The organism is Halopiger aswanensis (genome assembly GCF_003610195.1).
Taxonomy (GTDB): Archaea; Halobacteriota; Halobacteria; order Halobacteriales; family Natrialbaceae; genus Halopiger; species Halopiger aswanensis.
On the sequence record NZ_RAPO01000002.1, the window covers coordinates 873,511 to 895,111 of the forward strand.

General features: G+C 64.4%; 19 protein-coding genes and 2 tRNA genes. 13 read left to right on the plus strand and 8 right to left on the minus strand.

The window, feature by feature from the left end; all coding sequences use genetic code 11:
• Positions 1–113 precede the first annotated feature (113 nt).
• The 7 genes from ATJ93_RS11345 to ribH form a co-directional block, all read right to left on the minus strand.
• Positions 114–752, minus strand: coding sequence for an AIR carboxylase family protein (locus ATJ93_RS11345; RefSeq protein WP_120244746.1), 639 nt, complete (start codon positions 750–752; stop codon positions 114–116).
• 12 nt (positions 753–764) lie between these two features.
• Entirely contained in the window at positions 765–1,982 is a 1,218-nt protein-coding gene (locus ATJ93_RS11350) for a 5-(carboxyamino)imidazole ribonucleotide synthase (protein WP_120244747.1), read from the minus strand.
• Positions 1,983–2,164: 182 nt separating this feature from the next.
• On the minus strand, positions 2,165–3,286 hold the full coding sequence (locus ATJ93_RS11355; RefSeq protein ID WP_120244748.1) for a guanosine monophosphate reductase: 1,122 nt from the start codon (positions 3,284–3,286) through the stop codon (positions 2,165–2,167).
• A 170-nt stretch (positions 3,287–3,456) separates the two neighbouring features.
• A tRNA-Gln gene (locus ATJ93_RS11360) sits at positions 3,457–3,559 on the minus strand.
• A 109-nt stretch (positions 3,560–3,668) separates the two neighbouring features.
• Positions 3,669–4,418 (minus strand): HNH endonuclease, encoded by a 750-nt coding sequence (locus ATJ93_RS11365; RefSeq protein WP_120244749.1) that lies wholly within the window; start codon positions 4,416–4,418, stop codon positions 3,669–3,671.
• Positions 4,419–4,523: 105 nt separating this feature from the next.
• Positions 4,524–5,672, minus strand: a complete 1,149-nt coding sequence (locus ATJ93_RS11370) for a pyridoxal phosphate-dependent aminotransferase (RefSeq protein WP_120244750.1) — start codon at positions 5,670–5,672, stop codon at positions 4,524–4,526.
• Between the two features lie 40 nt (positions 5,673–5,712).
• The gene (gene ribH / locus ATJ93_RS11375; protein WP_120244751.1) at positions 5,713–6,141 is read right to left on the minus strand and encodes a 6,7-dimethyl-8-ribityllumazine synthase; all 429 of its coding nucleotides are present in this window, start codon (positions 6,139–6,141) and stop codon (positions 5,713–5,715) included.
• Positions 6,142–6,334: 193 nt separating this feature from the next.
• Between ribH and ATJ93_RS11380 the strand changes: the two genes are divergently transcribed.
• The 13 genes from ATJ93_RS11380 (at position 6,335) to ATJ93_RS11440 (ending at position 17,166) form a co-directional block, all read left to right on the plus strand.
• Positions 6,335–6,898 carry a hypothetical protein gene (locus ATJ93_RS11380; protein WP_120244752.1) on the plus strand — a complete coding sequence of 188 codons (564 nt, stop codon included), beginning with the start codon at positions 6,335–6,337 and terminating at the stop codon, positions 6,896–6,898.
• The gene (locus ATJ93_RS11385; protein ID WP_120244753.1) at positions 6,898–7,521 is read left to right on the plus strand and encodes a hypothetical protein; all 624 of its coding nucleotides are present in this window, start codon (positions 6,898–6,900) and stop codon (positions 7,519–7,521) included. The genes ATJ93_RS11380 and ATJ93_RS11385 overlap by 1 nt, the downstream gene beginning before the upstream one ends.
• 102 nt (positions 7,522–7,623) lie before the next feature.
• Positions 7,624–8,001 carry a NifU family protein gene (locus ATJ93_RS11390; protein WP_120244754.1) on the plus strand — a complete coding sequence of 126 codons (378 nt, stop codon included), beginning with the start codon at positions 7,624–7,626 and terminating at the stop codon, positions 7,999–8,001.
• 326 nt (positions 8,002–8,327) lie between these two features.
• Complete coding sequence (locus ATJ93_RS11395) at positions 8,328–8,903, plus strand: amino acid-binding protein (protein WP_120245257.1); 576 nt, start codon at positions 8,328–8,330, stop codon at positions 8,901–8,903.
• Complete coding sequence (locus ATJ93_RS11400) at positions 8,903–9,856, plus strand: homoserine dehydrogenase (RefSeq protein WP_120244755.1); 954 nt, start codon at positions 8,903–8,905, stop codon at positions 9,854–9,856. Before ATJ93_RS11395 ends, ATJ93_RS11400 begins: the two co-directional genes overlap by 1 nt.
• 288 nt (positions 9,857–10,144) lie before the next feature.
• Complete coding sequence (tuf, locus tag ATJ93_RS11405) at positions 10,145–11,407, plus strand: translation elongation factor EF-1 subunit alpha (protein ID WP_120244756.1); 1,263 nt, start codon at positions 10,145–10,147, stop codon at positions 11,405–11,407.
• Positions 11,408–11,410: 3 nt separating this feature from the next.
• A complete protein-coding gene (gene rpsJ / locus ATJ93_RS11410; protein ID WP_004215311.1) occupies positions 11,411–11,719 on the plus strand; it encodes a 30S ribosomal protein S10 in 309 nt (102 codons plus the stop codon).
• Between the two features lie 256 nt (positions 11,720–11,975).
• Positions 11,976–12,686 carry a rhomboid family intramembrane serine protease gene (locus ATJ93_RS11415; protein WP_120244757.1) on the plus strand — a complete coding sequence of 237 codons (711 nt, stop codon included), beginning with the start codon at positions 11,976–11,978 and terminating at the stop codon, positions 12,684–12,686.
• A 118-nt stretch (positions 12,687–12,804) separates the two neighbouring features.
• A complete protein-coding gene (locus tag ATJ93_RS11420; protein ID WP_120244758.1) occupies positions 12,805–13,965 on the plus strand; it encodes a M48 family metallopeptidase in 1,161 nt (386 codons plus the stop codon).
• A gap of 103 nt (positions 13,966–14,068) precedes the next feature.
• Positions 14,069–14,140, plus strand: a tRNA-Ala gene (locus ATJ93_RS11425).
• A 168-nt stretch (positions 14,141–14,308) separates the two neighbouring features.
• On the plus strand, positions 14,309–14,548 hold the full coding sequence (locus ATJ93_RS24025; protein WP_120244759.1) for a DUF7563 family protein: 240 nt from the start codon (positions 14,309–14,311) through the stop codon (positions 14,546–14,548).
• Positions 14,541–15,350, plus strand: coding sequence for a hypothetical protein (locus tag ATJ93_RS11435; protein ID WP_211334046.1), 810 nt, complete (start codon positions 14,541–14,543; stop codon positions 15,348–15,350). Before ATJ93_RS24025 ends, ATJ93_RS11435 begins: the two co-directional genes overlap by 8 nt.
• A 196-nt stretch (positions 15,351–15,546) precedes the next feature.
• Positions 15,547–17,166, plus strand: coding sequence for a DUF7845 domain-containing protein (locus ATJ93_RS11440; protein WP_120244760.1), 1,620 nt, complete (start codon positions 15,547–15,549; stop codon positions 17,164–17,166).
• Positions 17,167–17,490: 324 nt separating this feature from the next.
• Here the strand turns inward: ATJ93_RS11440 and ATJ93_RS11445 are convergent, their stop codons facing one another.
• Complete coding sequence (locus tag ATJ93_RS11445; protein ID WP_120245258.1) at positions 17,491–21,525, minus strand: Eco57I restriction-modification methylase domain-containing protein; 4,035 nt, start codon at positions 21,523–21,525, stop codon at positions 17,491–17,493.
• Positions 21,526–21,601: the final 76 nt, after the last annotated feature.

The following is a 21,601-nucleotide window of genomic DNA, read 5'->3' on the forward strand; positions in this document are numbered from 1 at the left end:
CGAACGGGTAATCAGGGGTTACCGATGCGACTGATGGCGGTGTCAGCGCTCGAGACGACCGAACGGGATCTTACCGCAAAGTCGGCCGCGATCCATCGACCTCGAGCGGAGCCCTACTGCTCCCCGTCCCGGAACGCCGGCGTTCCTTCGTCGTGGAGCCGGCGGGAGACGTCGCCGACGCCCTCGCGAAGACCCTCGTGGTACGACACCAGCCGTTCCCGGACCTCGTCGTGCCGGCGCGCGAGGATCTGGGCTGCCGAGAGCGCGGCGTTGAAGGACTTGCCGGCGTCGACCGCCACGAGCGGCGCCCCGGTGGGCATCCCGATGACGCTGTCGACGGACTTCTCCTGGACCGGCACGCCGATGACCGGCAGCGGGTACGCGATCGATGCGGTCATGTTCGGCAGGTCCGCGGATTTCCCGCCCGCGCCGGCGATGATGACCTCGAGACCGCGCTCCTCGGCCGTCTCGGCGTAGGCGGTCATCAGGTCCGGCGTCCGGTGGGCGGAGGTGACGTAGGTTTCGAAGGTGAACCGCTCCGCCGGCGGGTTCTCGTAGTCGGTCTGCTCGGCGAAGCCGAGTTCGTCGACGAAGGCGTCGTAGGCCCCGCGGCGCCGGCCGCCGGTCATCATCGTCTCGAGGTCCGAGTCGCTGCCCATCACGATGCCGACGTCGGGGGTCTCTTCGTCCGGGCGATCCTGCTGGGCTTCCTCGTGCAGTCGATCGATGAGGTCGGAAACGCTGTCTGCCATGAGTGGATTACGCTAGTGGTCGCCTGTGAACGTCACGGAGTCCTCGAGTTCCCGGGCCGTCTCGAGCAGGTCCTCGACGTCGGTTGCGTCGTCGCGCGCGCAGACGGTGACGTGGCCCATCTTCCGCAGGGGCCGGGTCTCGCGCTTGCCGTACCAGTGGAGGTGCGCCGCGGGCGTTTCGTGAATTTTCTCGACGCCGTGTAGCGCCGCCTTCTGGGACTCTTCGACGTCACCGAGCAGGTTCGTCATCACGGTCGGGGACCGGAGGTCGGTCGCGGCCAGCGGCCAGCCGAGCACCGCGCGGACGTGCTGCTCGAACTGGGAGCTGTGTGCGCCTTCGATCGTCCAGTGACCCGAGTTGTGCGGTCGCGGGGCGATCTCGTTGAGCAGGATCTCGCCGTCCTCTCGCGGACTCTGTCCGCTCGAGTTTTCCGAGGCGCGTGGCGCCTCGCTCGTTTCGAACAACTCGATGCCGTAGACGCCCCGTCCGTCCATCACCTCGAGGACGTCCTCGGCGACCTCGCGGGCCCGTTGCTCGGCGGCGTCGCTCGAGCGCGCGGGGACGATCGTCTCCCGGAGGATCTCGTCGACGTGGACGTTCTCCCCGATCGGGAAGGCGGCGGTCTCGTCGTAGCCCTTGACCGCGATGACCGAGACCTCGCGCTCGAACTCGACGAACGCCTCGACCATCGCCGGGCCGGCGACCGACTCGAGAGCGTCTTCAGCCTCATCTTTCGATTCGACGGGGACGTTCCCCCGTCCGTCGTAGCCGCCGGTCCGAGCTTTGAGCATGACCGGCGCGCCGTAGTCGTCGATCGCCTCGCGAACGTCGTCGGCGTCGTCGACCTCGCGGAACGGCGGCACCGGCACGCCCGCGGCCTCGAGTTCCCGCTTCTGGACGAGCTTGTCGTGGATCGTCTCGAGCGTCGCGGGCTTCGGGTGGACCGGCGTCCCCGAGTCCTCGCTGACGCGCTCTAAGACGTCCTGATCGGCCAGTTCGATTTCGAAAGTCAAAACGTCCGCCCGCGCGGCGAGTTCGCGGATTCCGGCCTCGTCGTCGAAGTCCGCGACGACCTGATCGCGCGCGACGGGCGCGGCCGGACAGTCCGGCGTCGGATCGAGCACGACCACCTCGACGCCGAGCGGTGCGGCCGCCTCGGCGAGCATTCGCCCGAGCTGTCCCCCGCCGACCACGCCGAGCGTCGGGCCCGGCGTCTGGAGCGTCGTCATTTGACGGCGGTTCTCGGCGCCCGCGCTTAAGGATTCTCAATCGTCACTGATTCCCGACCGCCCTCGCGGCTCGAGGCTGAACTCGGTCGGTTTCCGCGCGCTCGAGGGGAGCAACGACCGAGTGACGGGCGGCCGATCGCTTATCGATATCGCGAGCCGCGAAACTGCGCAGGGAAAATCCGTTAGTCGTCGCTCTCGGCGGTCGACGGAGAACCGTCGGTGCTCTCGGCACCGGCATCATCGTCGACCACGCTATCGACGCTAACCCCCTCCCAGTCGTGGTCCGCGTGGTAGCCCTCGCGCTCCTTCGCGCTGTCGGCGACGCGGATGAACTCGGCCTTCTCCCGGGCTGCGGGAACCGTGTGCCCACCGCAGTAGGACAGCCCCGACTGGATGCCCGCACAGAACTCTTTGACGACGTCGGCGACCGGCCCCTTGTAGGGCGTCAGCGCCTCGACGCCCTCGTCGGCGCGGACGTTCTCTTCCTTGTCGTCGCGGTTCTCCGCGGCGGTCGTGGTCGCCATCCCGCGCGAGCGCTTGTACTTCGTGCCCTCGACCTCGACGACCGCGCCGGGCGCCTCCGCCGTGCCGGCGAAGAGGCTGCCCATCATCACCGTGTCGGCGCCCGCCATCAGCGCCTTCACCGCGTCGCCGGAGGTGCGGATCCCGCCGTCCGCGCAGACGGTGACGCCGTGCTCCTCGGCGGCGTCCGCGCAGTCGTCGACGGCCGTCAGCTGCGGCACGCCGGCGCCCGCGACCTTCCGCGTCGTACAGTGCGAGCCCGGTCCGATGCCGACCTTCACGCAGTCCGCACCGGCTGCGGCGAGGTCCTCGACGCCTTCGGGCGTGGCGACGTTGCCCGCGACGAGGTCCGTGTCCGGGAACTCCTCGTGGATCTCTTCGACGGCCTCGAGCGTCCGCTCCAAGTGGCCGTGGGCGACGTCGATTACGAGCGCGTCGACGCCGGCTTCGACCAGGGCGGCGCTGCGCGCGATGTGGTCCTCGTTGATCCCGACGGCGGCGGCGACCCGTTCGCCGGCGTCCTTTACCGACGCGACCTGCTCGGCCTGCTCCTCGGGCGTCAGGAAGCGGTGAATGACCCCGATTCCGCCGTGTCGCGAGAGCTCGATCGCCAGCTCGGTCTCGGTGACCGTGTCCATCGCCGCGGAGACCAGCGGCGTCTCGAGCTCGAGGCTCGGTGTGAAATTCGTCTCGAGATCGACGTTGCTACGGCTGTCGACGGGCGAGCGCTTCGGCACGAGCAGCACGTCGCCGTAACTCAATCCGGTGCGAAGGTTGTCCATGACCCCTCCGTATTCGGGGATCTATTCGGATAAAGGCCTCGGCTTCGTTAGGGACTGCGCGGGTGTGGTCGAGGCTCTCAATGATCGACTGTGGTTCTGTATTCGCAACGAATGCCCAGGTCTCACGAACCGGCAACTACCGAACACGGCAAACCTAAGAAATATGATAGTAGTCCCGGGCGGATTCGAACCGCCGTCATGGGCTGTCTTCCGTGACGGAACGAACCGAACACGTCCAAAGGCCCATATGATTGGCCACTACACCACGGGACTTCACACTCCGTTCGAAGCCCCGTGTCGTTCGCAGTTCCTGCGGAACTGCTCACCACCACGGGACTCCGCGGACCTCACTCGCCGAGTAGACCGTGGTCGCACAATAGTGTTACTTTTCGTCGCGAGGCGACACCGCGATCGACCCCGCTTCCGCCCGCCGGTGACAGCTTCGACAGAGAGTGACGACATTGTCCATCTTGTGGGCATCTTCGGGTCGGTCGAACGATCGGACCGCCCGGACGTGGTGCACGTCCGGATTTTGCCCGAGTTCGTCTAATCCCGCACCGCAGTGCTGGCACTCGTAGTCGTCTCGCTCGAGCGCCTGCCGCCGAATCCGCCACCACTTCCGTCCGTACTCGATCGTTCCGCCTTCCCACTGGTGATGCTCCGGGCCGACGACGTTCGCCGAGAGCCACTCGCCGTAACACTCGAGCGTACAGAAGAAGCCGCGTTCTTGCGTCTCGAATTTCGCGGGGCGAACCTCGAGATCCGAGCCGCAAGCGCCACACTCGACGGTTACTCGCGCTCCCTTCGCCGACGGGTTTTCGGGAAGCAATCCGATCGCGTCTTCGACGCAGTCCGGACAGTACACGCCGTCTTTGTCCGACGGGTAGTACGAAAACGTCTCACCGCAGGAGTCACACGACGTCGTTTCTTTCCCGCCGCTCCAGTTGCCGTTGTGTTCGCCCGCGTTCGGATTGCAGTCGTCGCAGTACTCCCTGCGCGCCTTCGGATCGTAAAAGACGGAGCCACAACCCGAACACACCCGGTTCGGCAGCGGCTCGCCGTGCACCTTCGTGTGGTGTTGGCGCATTCCCTGCTCGGTCTGCAACGATTTCCCGCACGTGGGACAGTCCATACTGCGGGTGGGCGCGGTATCGGATATAAACTACAGGCGAGGCTACCGTGATCGAGGGTCAGACGGCAGAAAACGATCGCCGAACGATCCGCGACGGCAGCCGCGTTACAGGTAGCCTTCCTCGGCCAGTCGCTCGATGCCTTCCTCGAGTCGCTCCTCGCTGGCGGCGTAGGAAATCCGCGCGTAGCCGGGGGTGCCGAACGCGCTGCCCGGCACCGTGGCGACGTGGGCGTCCTCGAGCGCGCCCTCACACCATTCCTGATCGTCGTCGTCGACGGGCAGCATCATGTAGAACGCGCCCTGCGGTTCGGCGACGTCGACGCCGTGATCGTCGAGCAGGTCGATGACGAGGTCGCGCCGCTCCTCGAAGGCTTCGACCATCTCTTCGACGGCGGTGTCGGTGTTCTCGAGGGCCTCGATGCCGGCGTGCTGGACGAAGTTGACGGCCGACGAAACGGAGTGGCTGTGGAGCTTGCCGGCCTGGTCGATCAGGTCCTCGGGGCCGGCGAAGTAGCCGAGCCGCCAGCCGGTCATCGAGTAGGCCTTCGAGAAGCCGTTGACCGTGATGGTGCGGTCGGCCATCCCGTCGAAGGTGCCGAGGCTGGTGGGCTCGACGCCGTAGGTGATCTCCTTGTAGATCTCGTCCGAGATGACGGTGACGTCGTGTTCGACCGCGAGGTCGCGCACGCCCTCGAGGGCCGCGTCGGAGTAGACGGCGCCGGTGGGGTTCGACGGGGAGTTGACGATCAGCAGTTCGGTGTCATCGGAGACGGCGGCCTCGAGGTCGTCGAGCGCGGGCTCGAGCTGGAAGTCAGAGTCCGAGAGATCCACGCGGGTCAGGTCGCCGCCGGCCATCTTGACCATGGCCTCGTAGGAGACCCACGCGGGGTCGAGCAGAACGACCTCGTCGCCGTCCTCGACCAGCGACTGGACGATTTCGTACAGCGCCTGCTTCGCGCCGGGCGTGACGATGACCTCGTCGGTGGTGTGCTCGAGGCCGTCCGCGGCGAGCTTGTCGACGATGGCCTCGCGGAGCTCGAGAATGCCGGCGGAGGTGGTGTAGCCGGTGTGGCCGGCGTCCATCGCGTCCTTCCCTGCCTCGACGATGTTTTCGGGCGTGGGGAAGTCGGGTTCGCCGACGGAGAGGTCGACGATGTCGGCGCCCTCGTTCTCGAGTTCGGTCGCGAGCGCGGAAATAGCAAGCGTTGCGGACGGTTCGACTCGGGTTACGCGGTCGGTGAATTCCATCGTCATGGGTGTGGTAGGGTGAAGTGTCGCGTTGTAGTGTCGTAGTCTATCGGTCTGTGTCGGAATCGGGCTCCGGCAGTTCCGAAACCAGATCGAGCGCGCTTTCGACGGCCGTAGCCGCGTTCTCGACGCGCTCGCGCGCTTCGGCCGCGGACATGCCGGGCCCCGTCACGCCGAGCGTTACGGGGGTGTCGCGCTCGAGGCTCACGTCGGCGAGCCGCTGAGCGATCGCGTCGCCGATCACCTGGTCGTGGTCGGTGTCGCCGGTGATGATGGCACCGACGACGGCGACGGCGTCGACCTCGGCGCGGCGTGCGAGCCGGTCGGCGGCCAGCGGCGCGTCGTACGCCCCCGGAACCTGGACCGTCTCGTACACGTCGGCACCTGCGTCGCTGGCGGCCTCGAGGGCCGCCTGTTCCATCTGCTCGGTGACCGGGCGGTTGAACTCCGCGACCACCAATCCGAGCGCGGTCATATGGGTGGCGTGGAGAGGGGAGGTAAAAGAGGTGCCGCTTTTCGGAGGCCAACCGGCTTTCCGCTCGCCGTCTGCCCCGCCAAGACGGCCCCTCGAGCGGGAATAAACTGCCGTAAAACGTCATCAAACGAGAGAAAGTGCCGTTGATGACCGTTTGTTTATTTGATCGATCGGCTACTCACCGCCGACTGCAATGAGTCTTGACCGCTACACGACCCCCGCTGGCGTCGACCGCGATACGGTACAGTCGGTCAGCAAGCTCCTCCTCGCAACCCTCTCGCTGATCGGACTCCTCTATCTCGCCTCACTACTCCCCGGGATCGATCGGCTCGTCCCGGGCACGCCGATCACGTTCGCCGCGATCGCGAGCGTCGTCGCGACCGTCACGGTCGTCGGACTCCTGTTATTCCTCGCGCCCGCGCTCGCGGACCTCGTCCGATCGACGTTCGATGGCCCGGCCGGAGTCGTCGACGACGTCGCGTCGATCGTCCACCTGTTCGTCGTCCTCGTCGCGGTGCTGGTCGCCCACCGCGGGCTGGCCCTCGCGATCGTTCCGCTGCTCGAGGGCGGCGCCTGGGTGTACGACGTCGTCTTCCTCGCGCTCGCGCTGCCCCCGCTCGGCATCCTCGCGGCGCGGCTGTACGTCTCGCTCGATCCGATCGCCGAGTTGCTGGCCGACACGGTAACGCGAGCCGAATCGGCACCGAACGGAAACACTGACGAGGATGCCGTCGCCACGGAGCGAGGTGAGCACTAATGTCGTTCCCAACCTCCGACGCTGACGCCGCCGAGACGACGGACGGAACCGCAGCCGAGACCGGGCTCCCCGTCCTCGCGGGCGCCGCCGCCGGACTCGGCGCCTGGCTCGTCGGCTACGCCGTCACCTACCTGCTCGTCGCGAACGATGTCCGCGAGTCGCCGATTCAGCGAATGATCGAAGCGTTCGGCGGCGAGCCGGCTACCTACGAGATGGTCGGCTGGGTGTTCTACAACGCCCACCTGGCCGAGACGGTGTTCCGGAACGTCCCGCTGGTCGGGAGCCGCGCGACGTCGTACATCGGCGGCGAGAACGGGTTCACCGTCGCCCTGTATGCGATTCCCGTCGTAACCCTGCTGGTCGCCGGCCTCGCGCTCGCGGCGTACCGGGGTTCGTCGGCACCGATCGACGGGCTGCTCGCCGGCCTGACCGCGCTCCCGGGCTACCTCCTCGCCACCGTCGCGGGCGTCTTCCTCTTCGAGGTCACCGTCGGGAACGCGACGGGCGGCCCCGACGCGTTGCCCGCCGTCGTCCTCGCCGGACTGCTCTTCCCCGCAGTCTGTGCGAGTATCGGCGGCGTCGTCGGCGCCGTCGTTACCGGCCGAATTCGGAGCGATCGGTAGTCGACGCGGGCGAATGCTATTTTCGCGGCTCGTCGAACGTGGATGATTAACCATGGGTCTCGTAACCAAACCTATTCAGCGCTCGAGCGGCTAGAGCGGACAATGACTGATTCCGACGTCGAGACCGACGCGGACGGATCACTCAAGGAGCGCGTCGAGGCCTGGCTCAGCCGCGAGATGCCGATCATCCAGATGCACGGTGGGACGAGCGCGGTCCGGAAGGCCGACCCCGAGAGCGGCGAGGTCATCATCGAACTCGGCGGCGGCTGTAAGGGCTGTTCGGTCAGCGACGTGACGACGGGCAACATCGAGGCCGAACTGATCAAGTGGCCCGAGATCGACGAGGTGACGGTCCGCGTGCCGGATGCCCGCGATAGCCTCGGCGGTCCCGAGCAACCCGAATCGATCATGGGCGTCGATCGAACGGAGGGCGGCCGCGGCGACTGGGGCTCGTCGAATCCCGGCAAGGACCACCTGTAGCGGTCCGGTCCGAGCCTTGATCCGTCCAGTCCGTCGATAGTATTTTCTCATACGCGCGTAGCCGCACACCCGAGCGTCCGGGGTTCGGACAAACCGGAGTCCAGCCGACTGACTTACTCCAGCCGACTGTGTTTTCTCGACAACCCCCTCGAGACGACCGTTCGCCGTTCATTCTCGAGACTCGTGACCGGGCGTGCGGCACCGCGTGCCACGTTGACAGGGTCGGTGAGTTTTGGGAATGCCTATATCCTTTTACGCCACAATTACGGAGTCGTACACCATGACGACGTGTGGACGTCCGCAAGCCGGTGCCGGAGGTGAGAACGATGGTCGATGAGCCAGTCGTCTCCGAGGACGACGAGGAGGGGGACGACCCCGAGACCGACGGTGGCGTACAGGCCTACACCGTTCGCCTCGAGCTCGTCGACGAGCCCGGAGAGTTGCTTCGCGCCCTCTCCCCGATCGCAGAAAACGGCGGCAACCTCCTGAGTATTCACCACGAGCGCGGGAATATCACACCGCGCGGGCACATCCCCGTCGAGGTCGACCTCGAGTGCCCGCCCGACCGATTCGAGGACATCGTCGAGGCGCTACGCGACGCCGGCGTGAACGTCATCCAGGCCGGCGCGGATCGCTACGGCGAGGAGATCAACGTCGTGCTGGTCGGCCACCTCGTCGATACCGACCTCTCGCACACCCTAAATCGCATTCAGGAAGAGACCAGCGCCGCCGTGCTCGACCTCTCGCTGTCCGCACCCGAAGGAACGGAAAACATCTCGAGCGCGCGCCTGCGGCTCGCCATCGACTCCGGCGAGGCCGAGGAAACGCTCGCGCAGATCCGCACGATCGGCACGGACAAGGAACTGACCGTCGTCGAACCGCTGCTCGGAGGTGACGCCTGATGGGACAGAAACTCGCAATTCTCGGCGCCGGCGACGTGGGCCGCTCGGTCGCGGACCTCGCCGGCGAGTACGGCCACGAAGTCGTCGCGCTCGCAGACTCCAGTACTGCCGTCGTCGACCCCGACGGAATCGACGTCGAAGCGGCCCTCGAGCGGAAGGTCGGCGGCGAGTCCGTCGGCACCGCCGATCCGGAGGCCGTCTTCGAGACCGACTACGACGTCCTCGTCGAGGCGACGCCGACGACGCTCGGTGACGCCGAGCCCGGCTTCTCGCACGTCGAACGCGCCCTCGAGGCGGACCGGCACGTCGTTCTCGCGAACAAGGGTCCGGTCGCCGAACGCTACGAGGAACTGCAGGCGCTCGAGGCCGACAGCGCCGGCTCGGTCCGCTTCGAGGCGACCGTCGGCGGCGCGATTCCGGTGCTGTCGACGATCGAAGACGAGACGCCCCAGGCCGTGACCGCCGTTCGGGGCGTCCTCAACGGCACCGCGAACTTCATCCTCACGCGCATGGCCGCGGAAGGACTGGACTACGAGCACGTCCTCGCGGAAGCCCAGGATCTGGGGGTTGCTGAAGCTGATCCGACCTTCGACGTCGACGGCACCGACGCCGCCCTGAAGTTCGTCATCCTCGCGAACGTGCTGGCCGACGGCGGCTTCGCGCTCGAGGACGCCGACGTCACGGGCATCCAGAACATCCCCGGCAGCGCGCTCGACCTCGCGGCTGAGGACGGTCGCACCATCCGGCTCATCGGCGAAGCGACCCGTGAGGGCGTCCGCGTGGCTCCGCGACTGGTCCCCGAGAATGGCCCCCTCGCGGTCACGGGCACGCGAAACATCGTCCAGATCGAAACCAAGAACGCCGGCTCCCTGCACTCGAGCGGTCGCGGTGCCGGCGGACCCGAGACGGCAACTGCGGTGCTCTCGGACGTCGGCCGGCTCCCCGAACTGTAATTCTCGTTCGCTTCGACCGCGAACACGGACCGGTTCGGACACCACTCGTTCAACTGAACCTTCTCGCTGCGGTTAGAAACGGAAATCCGCCAACGTCTTCCCGTTTCGAGCCCTACTGCTGGTTGCTGTGATCCCGGCACCTACCACTTCGATCGCGCCGCGATCGCGTGTGGATGTGACACAAACCGCAAGCAGGCGTCGGGATCGACTGAATACGCTTTCGAAATGGTTTTAACCGCAACGAGCGAAAGAGACCGATATAAGCGCCTCTGCGCGTGAGCTAAAACAATGAGCGAACGACACCAGAACCTGGCCATCATCGGCCACGTGGACCACGGGAAGAGTACGCTCGTGGGACGACTCCTCTACGAGACGGGGAGCGTACCCGAGCACGTCATCGAACAGCACCGCGAGGAAGCCGAAGAGAAGGGCAAGGGCGGCTTCGAGTTCGCCTACGTCATGGACAACCTCGCCGAAGAGCGCGAACGCGGTGTCACCATCGACATCGCCCACCAGGAGTTCTCCACCGACGAGTACGACTTCACCATCGTCGACTGTCCTGGTCACCGCGACTTCGTCAAGAACATGATCACGGGCGCATCCCAGGCGGACAACGCCGTCCTCGTCGTCGCCGCTGACGACGGTGTCGCGCCCCAGACCCAGGAGCACGTCTTCCTGGCTCGTACCCTCGGTATCGACGAGCTCATCATCGGCATCAACAAGATGGACGTCGTCGACTACGAGGAGTCGACGTACAACGAGGTCGTCGAAGAGGTCAACCAGCTGCTCCAGCAGGTCCAGTTCAACACCGACGACGCCTCGTTCATCCCGATCTCGGCGTTCGAGGGCGACAACATCGCCGAGCGCTCGGACAACACGCCGTGGTACGACGGCGAAATCCTGCTCGAGGCCCTGAACGACCTGCCCGAGCCGGAGCCGCCGACGGACGCGCCGCTCCGACTCCCGATTCAGGACGTCTACACCATCTCGGGTATCGGTACCGTCCCCGTCGGACGTATCGAGACCGGTGTCATGCAGACCGGCGACGACGTCTCCTTCCAGCCCAGCGACGTGGGCGGCGAGGTCAAGACGATCGAGATGCACCACGAGGAAGTGCCGAAGGCCGAGCCCGGTGACAACGTCGGGTTCAACGTCCGCGGCATCGGCAAGGACGACATCCGCCGCGGTGACGTCTGCGGTCCCGCAGACGACCCGCCGTCCGTCGCCGAGACCTTCCAGGCACAGATCGTCGTCATGCAGCACCCGTCCGTGATCACGGCGGGCTACACGCCGGTCTTCCACGCTCACACGGCTCAGGTCGCCTGTACGATCGAGTCCATCGACAAGAAGATGGACCCCTCGAGCGGCGAAGTCGCCGAGGAGAACCCCGACTTCATCCAGTCGGGCGACGCCGCGGTCGTCACCATCCGACCGCAGAAGCCGCTCAGCATCGAGCCGTCCAGTGAGATCCCCGAACTCGGGAGCTTCGCCATCCGCGACATGGGTCAGACCATCGCGGCCGGCAAGGTCCTCGAGGTCAACGAGAAGTAATAAATGCAGCAGGCACGCGTTCGACTCGCGGGCACGAGTCCCGACGACCTCGACGACATCTGCGACGACGTCCGCGAGATCGCGAACAACACCGGCGTCAACCTGAGCGGTCCGATCCCGCTGCCGACAAAGACCCTCGAGGTGCCGACCCGGAAGTCGCCTGACGGCGAGGGCACCGCGACGTGGGAGCACTGGGAGATGCGCGTCCACAAGCGCCTGATCGATCTGGACGCCGACGAACGCGCACTCCGACAGCTCATGCGCATCCAGGTGCCGAACGACGTCTCGATCGAGATCGTCCTCGAAGACTAACGGACTCGAGGCACTCCGGATCGAGACCGAGAGCCGATCGCGATTCGCGTTCGGCTCCGGGTTGCAGTTCATTCACTTTCATCGCGTTATTTTTCGATCCCGTCGAGCGGCGCGTCCATCGTGTGTTGCTCGAGACGCGTCTCGAGGCCGCATCTCGAGGACAGGAGATGACTCGAATCAGCACTTGTCCCTCGAGTCGTAGCACAACTGAATACCGCCGCGGGGACTTTTGGTGCGTCCCGTCCCAGTACTCGGTATGGCGAATCGACCGCGTTCGCGATCCCGCGCCGACTCCCGATCGGGGCTCGCGCCCGATGCGACGGACGGGCCACCGTCGGGCTCGAGCAGTCCCATCGTCGAACTGCTGGGGATTTTCGTCCTCGTGTTTGTACTCCAGACGGTGACGGCGCTGATCGGCGTCGGCGTGATGGCCGGGTTGTTCGTCCTCGCGCCGCCCCTGACGACGAACCCGTGGACGATCGTCACGAGCGTCTACGCGCACGGCGGGCTCGGTCACCTAGTTTCGAACAGTGTCGCGCTGGTCGTCTTCGGCTGGCCGGTCGCGCGAGCGACGACGCGCCTCCGCTTTCACGTCTTCTTCGCCGTGACGGGCGCGATCGCCGGCGTTTCGCAGATCGTCCTCAGCGGCGCGTTCGCCGGACTGCCGTTCGTCGGGGACTGGTTCGCAGTCCGGCCCGTCCTCGGCGCCAGCGGCGCCGTCTTCGCGCTGCTGGGCTATCTGATCGCCTCGAACCGACTCTCGACCGGACTGGCCTCGTTCGTCGACGTTCCCGACTGGGTCTCGGCGCTGGTCTTCCTCGGGCTCGCCGTCGCGGTCACGCTGGCGACCGCCGCACCGGGCGTCGCCCTGCTGGCGCACTTCGCCGGCTTCCTGGTCGGGCTGGTCGCCGGCCGACTCCGCGTGCTGCAGGTCGGGTCTCGAGCAGGGAATGGCCCGACGGTGTGAGCGCGAGGAACTCGAGTACCGCGTCTCGAGCGGGGGTCGGTGCCGCTATTGACGCCGACCAGTGATGGCGGAAGGTTTTTGCGCGTTTTCTGTGTCGGTAGCCAACAGGTTGGATTCGATGAACGACCTCCGGCTTCGGTGTTCGTTGCTGGTACGGATGGGCGTCGCCGTCGGCGTCCTCGCGACGCTGTCGATCGTCGTCGCGCTGATCGGCGGTCTCTGCGGGGGACTGTTGGGACTCGCCGTCTGGGACTGGATCGCCACCGGACTCGAGGCCGTCGCGAGCTTCCCCGGAATCAGCGACGTGGTGGGCGTCTCGGCGCCGGTCGCGGCGCTTCTCGCCGCGCTCGCCCTGGTGGTCGTCATCAACTGGTGGCCCCTGCTCACCCGCTATACGCCCGTCGAGCACCTGTTCCAGCCGACTGCAGCGTCGTTGGTCGCGACGGCGGCGGTGCTCGGCTGTCTGTACCTCGCGGTCGTCGAAGGCAGTGCTGCGGTGACGTCGGCGATCGTTGCCGTACTCTCACCGATCCAGCGGGTCCTGCTCGGACTCGGCCTGAGCGGCCCGCTCGTCGTCGTGCTGCTGGTCGCCGGCGCGCGGCGGGAGGTCCGCGACCTGCGGGCGCAACTGGTCGACGATAGCGTTCCCGCCGCGGAGGCCGACCCGGAACTCGAGGCCACCGTCCGGCGACTCGCGCAGCTCGCGAGCGTACCCGCGCCCGACGTGTACGTCACTGACGCCGACCGGCCGGAGTCGTTCACCCTCGGCAGCGGCGACTCGGCCGTCGTCGTGGTCTCGACGGGGCTGTGCGAACGCCTCGCGGACGACGAACTCGAGGCCGTGTTGGCCCACGAAGTCAGCCACCTCGCGAACCTCGACAGTCGGATCGTGGCGGCCGCGATCGTGCCGGTGATCATCGCCGACGCCTGGATCGACCCCGACGCGAGCGATCCGGGCGATCTGTTCTGGAACGCGGTCTTCCGCGCGCTGAAACGCTACGGCCAGTTCGGCGTCGCCGTCCTCTCGCGGGGCCGGGAGTGGCACGCCGACGCCGGCGCCGCCGCGCTCGCATCGCCCGCGGCGCTCGCCAGCGCGCTCGAGACGCTGACCGACGCCAGACAGGTTCCCGAAACGGACCTACGGGAGTGGGAGGGGGCGATGGTTGCGTTGGATATTCTCCCGCCCGCGCTCGAGGAGCAGGGGACGGGACCGTTCCGGACGCATCCGTCGACGGCGGCGCGGATCCGGCGATTGCAGCGGCTGGCGGCGGAGTCCTGAGTCACAGAAGCCTCCGGCGGCGAGCAACGAGGCTGTGCGTGGCATTCACGAAACTGTGACGAAACACAAGGTACAAATAGAAACCCGAGTTAGAAAGGGGCGAGGGCTCGTAGATCAGTGGCAGATCGCTTCCTTCGCAAGGAAGAGGCCCCGGGTTCAAATCCCGGCGAGTCCACTCACGTTTTGCACGGTTTCGAATTGTCCCGATAGTCGCTGTTGTAGCGGCTAATGCGGAATTATGCAATAGTCGATTTAGCGTACAAACCCCCTCTCAGAATCGAGTGATTGCCGGTGCGGGATTCGCCCGGACGCCGTCCCACGATTACAGCGAAGGAAATCGGGGGTGGTTGGCGTGACGGTCGCACCGTGGCCGTCGGCCGGACAATCGACATGTCTTCATTGTGATTCGTTCGTCACCGACCGGTTCGGTCGCGTCTTCGGTGATGAAAGTGACCGCGTTCACCGCTGTCCCGAGTGCGATACTTACGCTCGGTTGACCCGTGGGTCCGCTGCTGGAAAAGACGTCGAGATACCGGACCCGGAAACGTCGCCCGGTCGGCACGGGGGTGAGGTCGATGTCTGAGGACGGTACTGAGCGCTACCGAGTCGGTGACGCGCTGGCCGAGCTGCGCTCGCTCGACGAGTCCGCTGCAGTGGTATGTCTCGACGACGCCTGGGCGCGGCCTGGTCGGCAAGGCGCGTTCGGCGTCGAGTACCCGACCCACGACTTCGAGACGACTGCAGAGATCGTCGACGTAGCCTGGGACGCTCTGCAGGACGGTGGTTGGCTGATCGCCGACGCCGACGACTGGCTTGCACCACGGTTGGAGACGTACATCCGCGAGGAGTTCGGCGATGTGAGTGCGTGGTATGAGGGCGGCGGCTACCGTCGCCGCGGTGGGGTAACCTACGTCGACGTAGGTGGCGATCCCGACACCAGCACACCCGGCCAGTATCTCTCAAACGGCGGCTACCCTGTCATCTTTGCCCACAAGGGCGAGACGGATCGCCGGACGACCGCGAGTGCCCGTCAGGTTGCACGCCACCCGCGGCGTGTCGAGGACGGCTACCCCTACGGCTGGGGGAGCGTAAAGCCGATCGGCCCGTATCGCGCATGGATCGAGGGCCTGACTGAGCCTGGTGAGACAGTTGTCGTGCCGTGCGCAGGAACCGCGCCGGCTGCCATCGCAGCGGAGCAGTTGGGGCGTGAGTGGATCGCTATTGACTCCGAGTCCGAGGCCCGCGAGGCCTACCTGCAGCGGCGGGCGGCTTTCCGCGAGGAAAACGAACAGACGACGCTCGTCGACGTAGTCGCAGACGGTGGGCACTCAGTAGACGCGGGAATCGATCATTCACGATTACAAGGGGGTGGCTCAGACCGATGAGGGAGTGTCCGGTCTGCGACGCCGAGAGCGCGACGGTCTACCGCTGTTCGGAGTGCGGGGCCGACCTCGTCGGTCGGGCTGACTCCGAGGAGGACCGGAGGCGATAGCCCGTGACGGACCTGATAGCCTGCGGTCGTGAGCCGCGGGACCCAGCAGCGGGTGACGGTGACGAGTTAGTCGATCAGGAGGGTCGGCGATGACGCAAGTCGAGACAACGCCTCACGAGAGTGAGGGGCGCTGGAAATGGCCCGACTGGGGCCGCGGTCCGTACGATGCACTGTCGTCGGTGATGCTCGGCCCACCGTTCGAGGGATACCTGGAGCTGGACATCGAGATCGACGGGGAGCCCTGGCACCTCGAGGTCAGTTACAGCAAGTCGGGGTTCGCGCCGCGACTGTCGGACGGAATCAACGCCGAGCGGCTCTACGAGTGGGATATCCGCGGTCGTGGACGTGGCGAGCGAAAGGCCTCGTACAATATCTCGCCGCGGTTCCCGAACATGCGCCACTGGGAGACCGGCGAGCCGGTGAATCTCCCCTGGGAGAATCAGGTCGGCGAGGTCGACGGCGTCGACGTCGAGTTCCACGTCAGTAACATCGAGCCCGACCACGGTCTCGAGTTGCTGCCGGAGTTCTTCGCAGCGATCTTCGAGCACGCCGAAGAGCGCGTGCATCCGGAGTACTTCCGGACAGACCCGCACCCGGCGAGTCGGATGTGGGCATACGAGCGGTACGTCCGTATCCGTCGACAGTGGGCCGAAAAGCTCGCGTCGGCCGGTGTCCTACAGAAGGTGGTTCACTTTCTCTCCGACCTCGAGGGAGTGAAGGCGGAACTGCATCTCGACAACGAGGAAGTGATCAACCACCAGAACCGGCTGATGCTCGATCCTACGTCGGCTGCGAAGCTACTGCCGGGCCACACCTACGGACGGAAGTTCGAGATCTACCAGCTGGCCGACCCGGACGCGGTCTCGAAAGATCATCCGTCGTACCATCCGAAGGTGGAGGTGCTGGTGAACAAGTCGAATAACGACGGCGAGGCATGGGCATGGGCTGATCGCCACGAGGTGACCCAGCAGATTGAGGAGACGCTGTTGAACGCACTTCACTGGGAAGACATCCCGCTCAGTCCCGACGGGAACGACGTGTACGTACCGGACGATCACTTCGACGCCGTCGCTCGAGACGAGCAGGTAGAACTCTACGAAGATCCGACACCGCGCCTTGAGGCGAAGACGGACCACTTGTTGATGACGACGCTGCGGGACATGGGCGAGACCGCCCGCGAGGTGACCGAGACGGTCGCGACCGACGGCGGTGGGAACGTCGACGAACTCGCAGACGAGTTGGGCAAGCACCCGGCGACGATCTACCGCGCGATCGAAGATCTTGGCGACATCCTCGAGCTCGACCAGGGCGAGATTTCGTTCCGGGCACGGAAGTACCAGGAGGAGTTGCGCGCACTCGTCGAGTCCGCTGAGTACGCCATCGAGAGCTTTGCCGATCGAATTCAGCACGTAATGGGCCTGGCCGATCACATTGCCGAGTCGTCACCGTTCCAGCAGTGGTTGGCCGAGAATGGTGCCGAGATCGAATTCGACGAGCATGGGAATCCGAAGCGACTCCGAATCGACGCGATTCTCTCGCTGCTGAAGCACGATAGCTTCGAGAACGCTCGTGCGGTCGCACAGGAAGCGATCGACGCCTGGCGGCACTCAGGGAACGACGTAGTTCCGTTCAGCAAGGTGTCGATGGTCTGGCGGACACCTGAAGGCGGCCGCGACAGCCACCGCGTGGGTTCGCTCGCCGACTGGTAGAACCGCCCTCGTGAGTGGCAACACTCTCCTGACACCTGTTTTCAGCAACTTTGCTTGTGTAATAGCGACTGTCAGTCAATTCTGGTTGTAGTTTCGACCTCGAGGGAGGTGCCGCCGGCGCGATCACGCCGGCTCGCCTGCGGGGCAGTTTCGCGCTGCGCGCGAAACGCCCCTTGGCGGGTGTCGCCAAGGCGACAGCGCCAAAAAATTACAGCGCCCAGCCCCCGCTTCCGCATGATTTCCAGTTGAAGCACATGAAACGAGGGTTCTGTGATTATACTATCTCTGATAATTTTAAAGATTCACCAGTGCCCGATAGCGTTACTACTCTCCCTCAATAGCGTCTTCAATAATCTCGATCTCTTCGTCAGTCAGTCCGTACAACTCGTACACGATCTCGTCGATCAATTCATCCGTCCGCTCAATCTTCTCGTCAAGTTCATCGGCGCGTGCCTTGGTCTCGAGGTAGCTCTCGAGGCCGTCGCGGACATCGTCGATGGCGGGGAGAGTGAGTTTCCGGAGGCGGTCGACGAGCGAGTTGTTCTTGGTGGCGGTTTCGCGAAAGTTCGCGAAGCCGCCAGCCTCGTCGACGGCCACGGGGACGAACGCCTCAATCAGGTCGGCCTCGGTTTCGGAGAGGTCCGAGATCCGCAGGGCCGGTAGGGGTTCGGTTTCGGTGTAGCCCCACTGGTCAGTTTCGTACTCGTCCTCGTCTTCGGGTTTGTAGCGGGCGGTGAGTCGGATCTCGAGGGAGGTTGGGGATTCGCGGACGATCTCACAGTTTCCAACTCGGAGTTTCTCGCGATCCTCGGCAGTATCGGTGAGGAGGGAGTCGGCCGCTCCCTCTGGGGGCTGTGCGAGGCCGATGCTGGAGAGGGTTTGACCTTGGGAGTAAGACCCAAGATGGTCGAGCAAACTGAGGTTGAGGGCATCGTAATCCGTGGCAAGTCGTTCCATTTTCTCTGCATTCTCAACCAAATCCGAATGGTGGTATTCCGAAGGAAGTGGGAACTCCACAGCGTCTTGAATCAGGATCTTCTGGAATGTGTCTTTGTTTTCATCGAGGAACCGCTTACGATGGTAGAACGTCATCAGTTTCGAATTGATAATCGCCGTGAGTGACCTGGCTCGTTCTTCGGCGTTCTCATCTCCTTTCGGGAGCAGCACGAATCCTACCTGCGTGTGGAAGAGTTCAGTATCCGAATAGGCGGCGTAAATGCCGCGACCTTCTGTCGAAACAATCTGACGAATGACACAACGAGGTTTAGTAAAGAACCGCTTCTCCCGTTCTGAACCCAACCAGTCTCCATATTTTATCCATTCTCCTCCCTTCCATGTCAATCGATATCGATTAATCCCTTTCCCCGTCGTGATAGGATAGTGCTGCTCTGTTTCCTTCTCATCTGAATGAAAGACCCGGTTTTCAATTTGCTCTTCGGTGTGTCCCTGATGTTTATCGTATGGGGTGAGTCCCAAACATGATTCGAACTCATCGCCGATCGTACCATCTATGGCCTCGATCTGCTGTATTACTTGCCGTTCGGATTCGGATGTGAATATGTCGAAGATGAGATCGTCGGTCTCTTTCCACCGGCTGATGTCTGTTTCATATACATCGGCAGCTGGTCCCGGAATATCGGAAATTTCAGCATCACGAGGGAAGTTTATCGTGTTAACAATATTGCTGCCGTTTTGACTCATCTGTGTGAGTAGAATCGCCGTCTCCATTGTAACATTTGAAAAGATTCCATCGGGAAGACGGACAATCGTCTCGATACTGTGGTTCTCCAAAATATGCTCTCGCAGCGGTTGATACGAACTTTGAGTCAGATAGGAGTTTGGAGTGATAAATCCAAATACCGAATCAGGGCCCAACAGCGTTGTCGATCGCTCAATAAACGCAGCATAAATGTTCACTCTGTTGAAACTGGTATTAAATAGCTCAAAGAGGACTTCGGGCTCCCGTAACCCCTTTACGTCGACCCATGGTGGGTTCCCAATCACCGCATCGAACCCAGCATCTGCCCGCTTCTCCCCATCGTCATCGAAGAACACCTCGGGGTACTCCAACTCCCAGTGGAAGAAGGACTCGTCGCCGCTCATCGCCTGCGCTGTCTGGAACCACGGCTCTTCGGCCACCTCGGCCCACGCCTCGTCGTCGTCGATCGCCCGGGCCAGCCGCTCGTAGGCCCCCTCGGGCACGTCTAGATCGAACTGCTCGGCGGTGTGGACGTTTGCCACCTCGAACAGCCGCTGGTAGAACGGGTCGGTCCGCACCTCGTCGTAGATCTCCTCCATCGACTTGACGTCCTCGAGCGACTCATTGTCGATCTCGAGCAGCTCCTGCATACGCTCCATGACGTGTTCCAGCGTGTCCTGGCGGACCCGCGCCAGCGCCTGCTGCAGCGTCAACTGCCCGTCGCCCTCGGCCGCGTCGCTCGAGAGCACCTCGGTCACGTCCGAGCCGACCAGCGAGTTGCCCGCCTTGAGGTGGTGATCGAGGAAGGCTAGCGGCTGATCCGCGGCGAGCGTCTCGAGCCACATCGAGAGCTTCGCGAGTTCGACCGCCATCCCGTTCAGGTCGACGCCGTAGATACACTCCTTGGCCACGTCCCGGCGCACCCGCTGCTCGTCGAAGGCCGTCGCCTCCTCGAGTTCGCGTACCTCTTCCATGACCTGCTGGGCCAGGTACTCCGTCGCCCGCGTGAGGAAGTGCCCGCTGCCCATCGCCGGATCCAGCAGCTTCAGGTCCGTCACCCGCCGGTAGAACGCACCCAGATACTCGTGGGTGCCGGGCTCGAAGCCCTGCTCTGTGAGGTCGGCCTTGATCTCGTCGACCAGCGGCCCGACCGTCTCCTCGACGATGTAGGTCACCACGTAGTCCGGCGTGTAGTAAGCCCCCGTGGCCTTGCGCTCGCCCTCGTCGTTGACGACGTAGAGCCCGCCCTCGTCGACAGTTTCGACCGCCTCCGCGACCGACACCTCCGTGGCAGGCTTCCAGACCTGCCCGCCGTCTTCCGCGACCGCCGCGTACGTCTCGGGAGCGATCCGGAACTGATGCTCGAGCAGTCCCTCGTAGACGCTGCCAAGATGCCGCGTGTCGAGGTCGGCGTAGTCGGCCAGCACGTACCGGCCCTCGTCGTTCTCGGTTGTCGAAATTCGGTAGATGACCTCCGCAAGATAGCGGTTGCTGACCTCGTGGTCAGCCAAAAAGTCGTGTTCGTCCCGATTGAACAGTCCACCATTGTACGGCGGAATCCCCAGCGATTCCTCGCCTTCGTCGATCAACCGGAACAGGTCCTCGAGCCGACTCCACATCGTCGTGGAGTGTTCGCTATAGGCGTCGTCGAATCCCTCGTCGACCTCGCCGATCTCCTCGTGGATCTCGAGCCGGAGTTCGTTGAGGCTAAAGTTCTCCTCGTACTCCGTAACGGCGTCCCCGCCTTCGGGGTGGATCAGCCCGCGCGATTCGGCGTAGAGGACGAACATCAACCGGTATAGCAAGACGAGCGACTGCTCTTTCAGCTCCGCGAGCGCGTCGTCGTCCTCGGGCTCGATCGCGAGGTCGTTCGTCTCGGCGAAGCCCCGACCCAACACTCGCAACGCGGTGAAGACGTTGTCCTGTAGGTCTTCCCCCAACTCTTGAGCGACCGTCTCGCTCTCTGAGCGGACTGAATCGAGAAAAGTCGTCCCGCCCGACTCGCGGAAGGCTTCCGGCCGGAAGAACAGGTAGAAGTACTTGAACGCCTCGAGGTCGTCTTGCTCGAGCAGTTCCGGCAGGTCGATCTCGTAGTAGGTCTGGGTCTCGTAATCCTTCGTCCCGTAGAGCCGCCACTTGCGGCCGTTGGTCAGGATCCCCCACTGGATCCGTTCAGGCGTCCGCTCGAGGTAGTGTTTGATCTGGTGGGAAGCGTTGCGGTATGGTCGCTGATCGCTGAAGCGAGTCGTGAAATCAGCGTCCCACTGCTTCGCCTCAACCAGTCCCACCCCGCGGTCGAACAGGTCGGTCGTGTCCTCAGTACTCAGGTAGACCTCCGCCGCGTCACGGCGTGCCTCGGTGTCCTCGAACAGCAACACGTCGACATACCCCCCGCCCTCGGGCAGCGTCGTCTCGACGTTCGTTCCGAACCCCAGAATCTCGAGGACCTCGTCGATCCAGTTGTCGATCAACGGGTCTTCCTTGTAGCCGTCGACCAGTCCCGACTCGAGGTCCCACAGTTCTTGCAGGTCTTCGAGAGCCTCGCTTGCGGCGGCATCGCAGTCCCACTCCTCGCGATCTTCGATTCGTTCGTCAAGATAGTACCCGGAAAAGAGATTTGAATTGGTGTACGGCCGCTTCGACAGCGTCGCCTGACTCATGATACGCATGACCTTGAATTGTCACACTAAGAAACCACTGGTAGAACCTGACCGCCTGGGGCTGCACCTCGACAGA

Coding starts and splice junctions, on each gene's coding strand:
- ATJ93_RS11445 (WP_120245258.1), bottom strand. CDS start 21,525: ATGAGTCAGGCGACGCTGTCGAAGCGGCCGTACACCAATTCAAATCTC.
- ATJ93_RS11370 (WP_120244750.1), bottom strand. CDS start 5,672: ATGACGATGGAATTCACCGACCGCGTAACCCGAGTCGAACCGTCCGCA.
- ATJ93_RS11390 (WP_120244754.1), top strand. CDS start 7,624: ATGACTGATTCCGACGTCGAGACCGACGCGGACGGATCACTCAAGGAG.
- ATJ93_RS11380 (WP_120244752.1), top strand. CDS start 6,335: ATGAGTCTTGACCGCTACACGACCCCCGCTGGCGTCGACCGCGATACG.
- ATJ93_RS11395 (WP_120245257.1), top strand. CDS start 8,328: ATGGTCGATGAGCCAGTCGTCTCCGAGGACGACGAGGAGGGGGACGAC.
- ATJ93_RS11435 (WP_211334046.1), top strand. CDS start 14,541: ATGTCTGAGGACGGTACTGAGCGCTACCGAGTCGGTGACGCGCTGGCC.
- ATJ93_RS11400 (WP_120244755.1), top strand. CDS start 8,903: ATGGGACAGAAACTCGCAATTCTCGGCGCCGGCGACGTGGGCCGCTCG.
- ATJ93_RS11440 (WP_120244760.1), top strand. CDS start 15,547: ATGACGCAAGTCGAGACAACGCCTCACGAGAGTGAGGGGCGCTGGAAA.
- rpsJ (WP_004215311.1), top strand. CDS start 11,411: ATGCAGCAGGCACGCGTTCGACTCGCGGGCACGAGTCCCGACGACCTC.
- ATJ93_RS11365 (WP_120244749.1), bottom strand. CDS start 4,418: ATGGACTGTCCCACGTGCGGGAAATCGTTGCAGACCGAGCAGGGAATG.
- ribH (WP_120244751.1), bottom strand. CDS start 6,141: ATGACCGCGCTCGGATTGGTGGTCGCGGAGTTCAACCGCCCGGTCACC.
- ATJ93_RS11355 (WP_120244748.1), bottom strand. CDS start 3,286: ATGGACAACCTTCGCACCGGATTGAGTTACGGCGACGTGCTGCTCGTG.
- ATJ93_RS11345 (WP_120244746.1), bottom strand. CDS start 752: ATGGCAGACAGCGTTTCCGACCTCATCGATCGACTGCACGAGGAAGCC.
- ATJ93_RS11385 (WP_120244753.1), top strand. CDS start 6,898: ATGTCGTTCCCAACCTCCGACGCTGACGCCGCCGAGACGACGGACGGA.
- ATJ93_RS11350 (WP_120244747.1), bottom strand. CDS start 1,982: ATGACGACGCTCCAGACGCCGGGCCCGACGCTCGGCGTGGTCGGCGGG.
- ATJ93_RS11420 (WP_120244758.1), top strand. CDS start 12,805: ATGAACGACCTCCGGCTTCGGTGTTCGTTGCTGGTACGGATGGGCGTC.
- tuf (WP_120244756.1), top strand. CDS start 10,145: ATGAGCGAACGACACCAGAACCTGGCCATCATCGGCCACGTGGACCAC.
- ATJ93_RS11415 (WP_120244757.1), top strand. CDS start 11,976: ATGGCGAATCGACCGCGTTCGCGATCCCGCGCCGACTCCCGATCGGGG.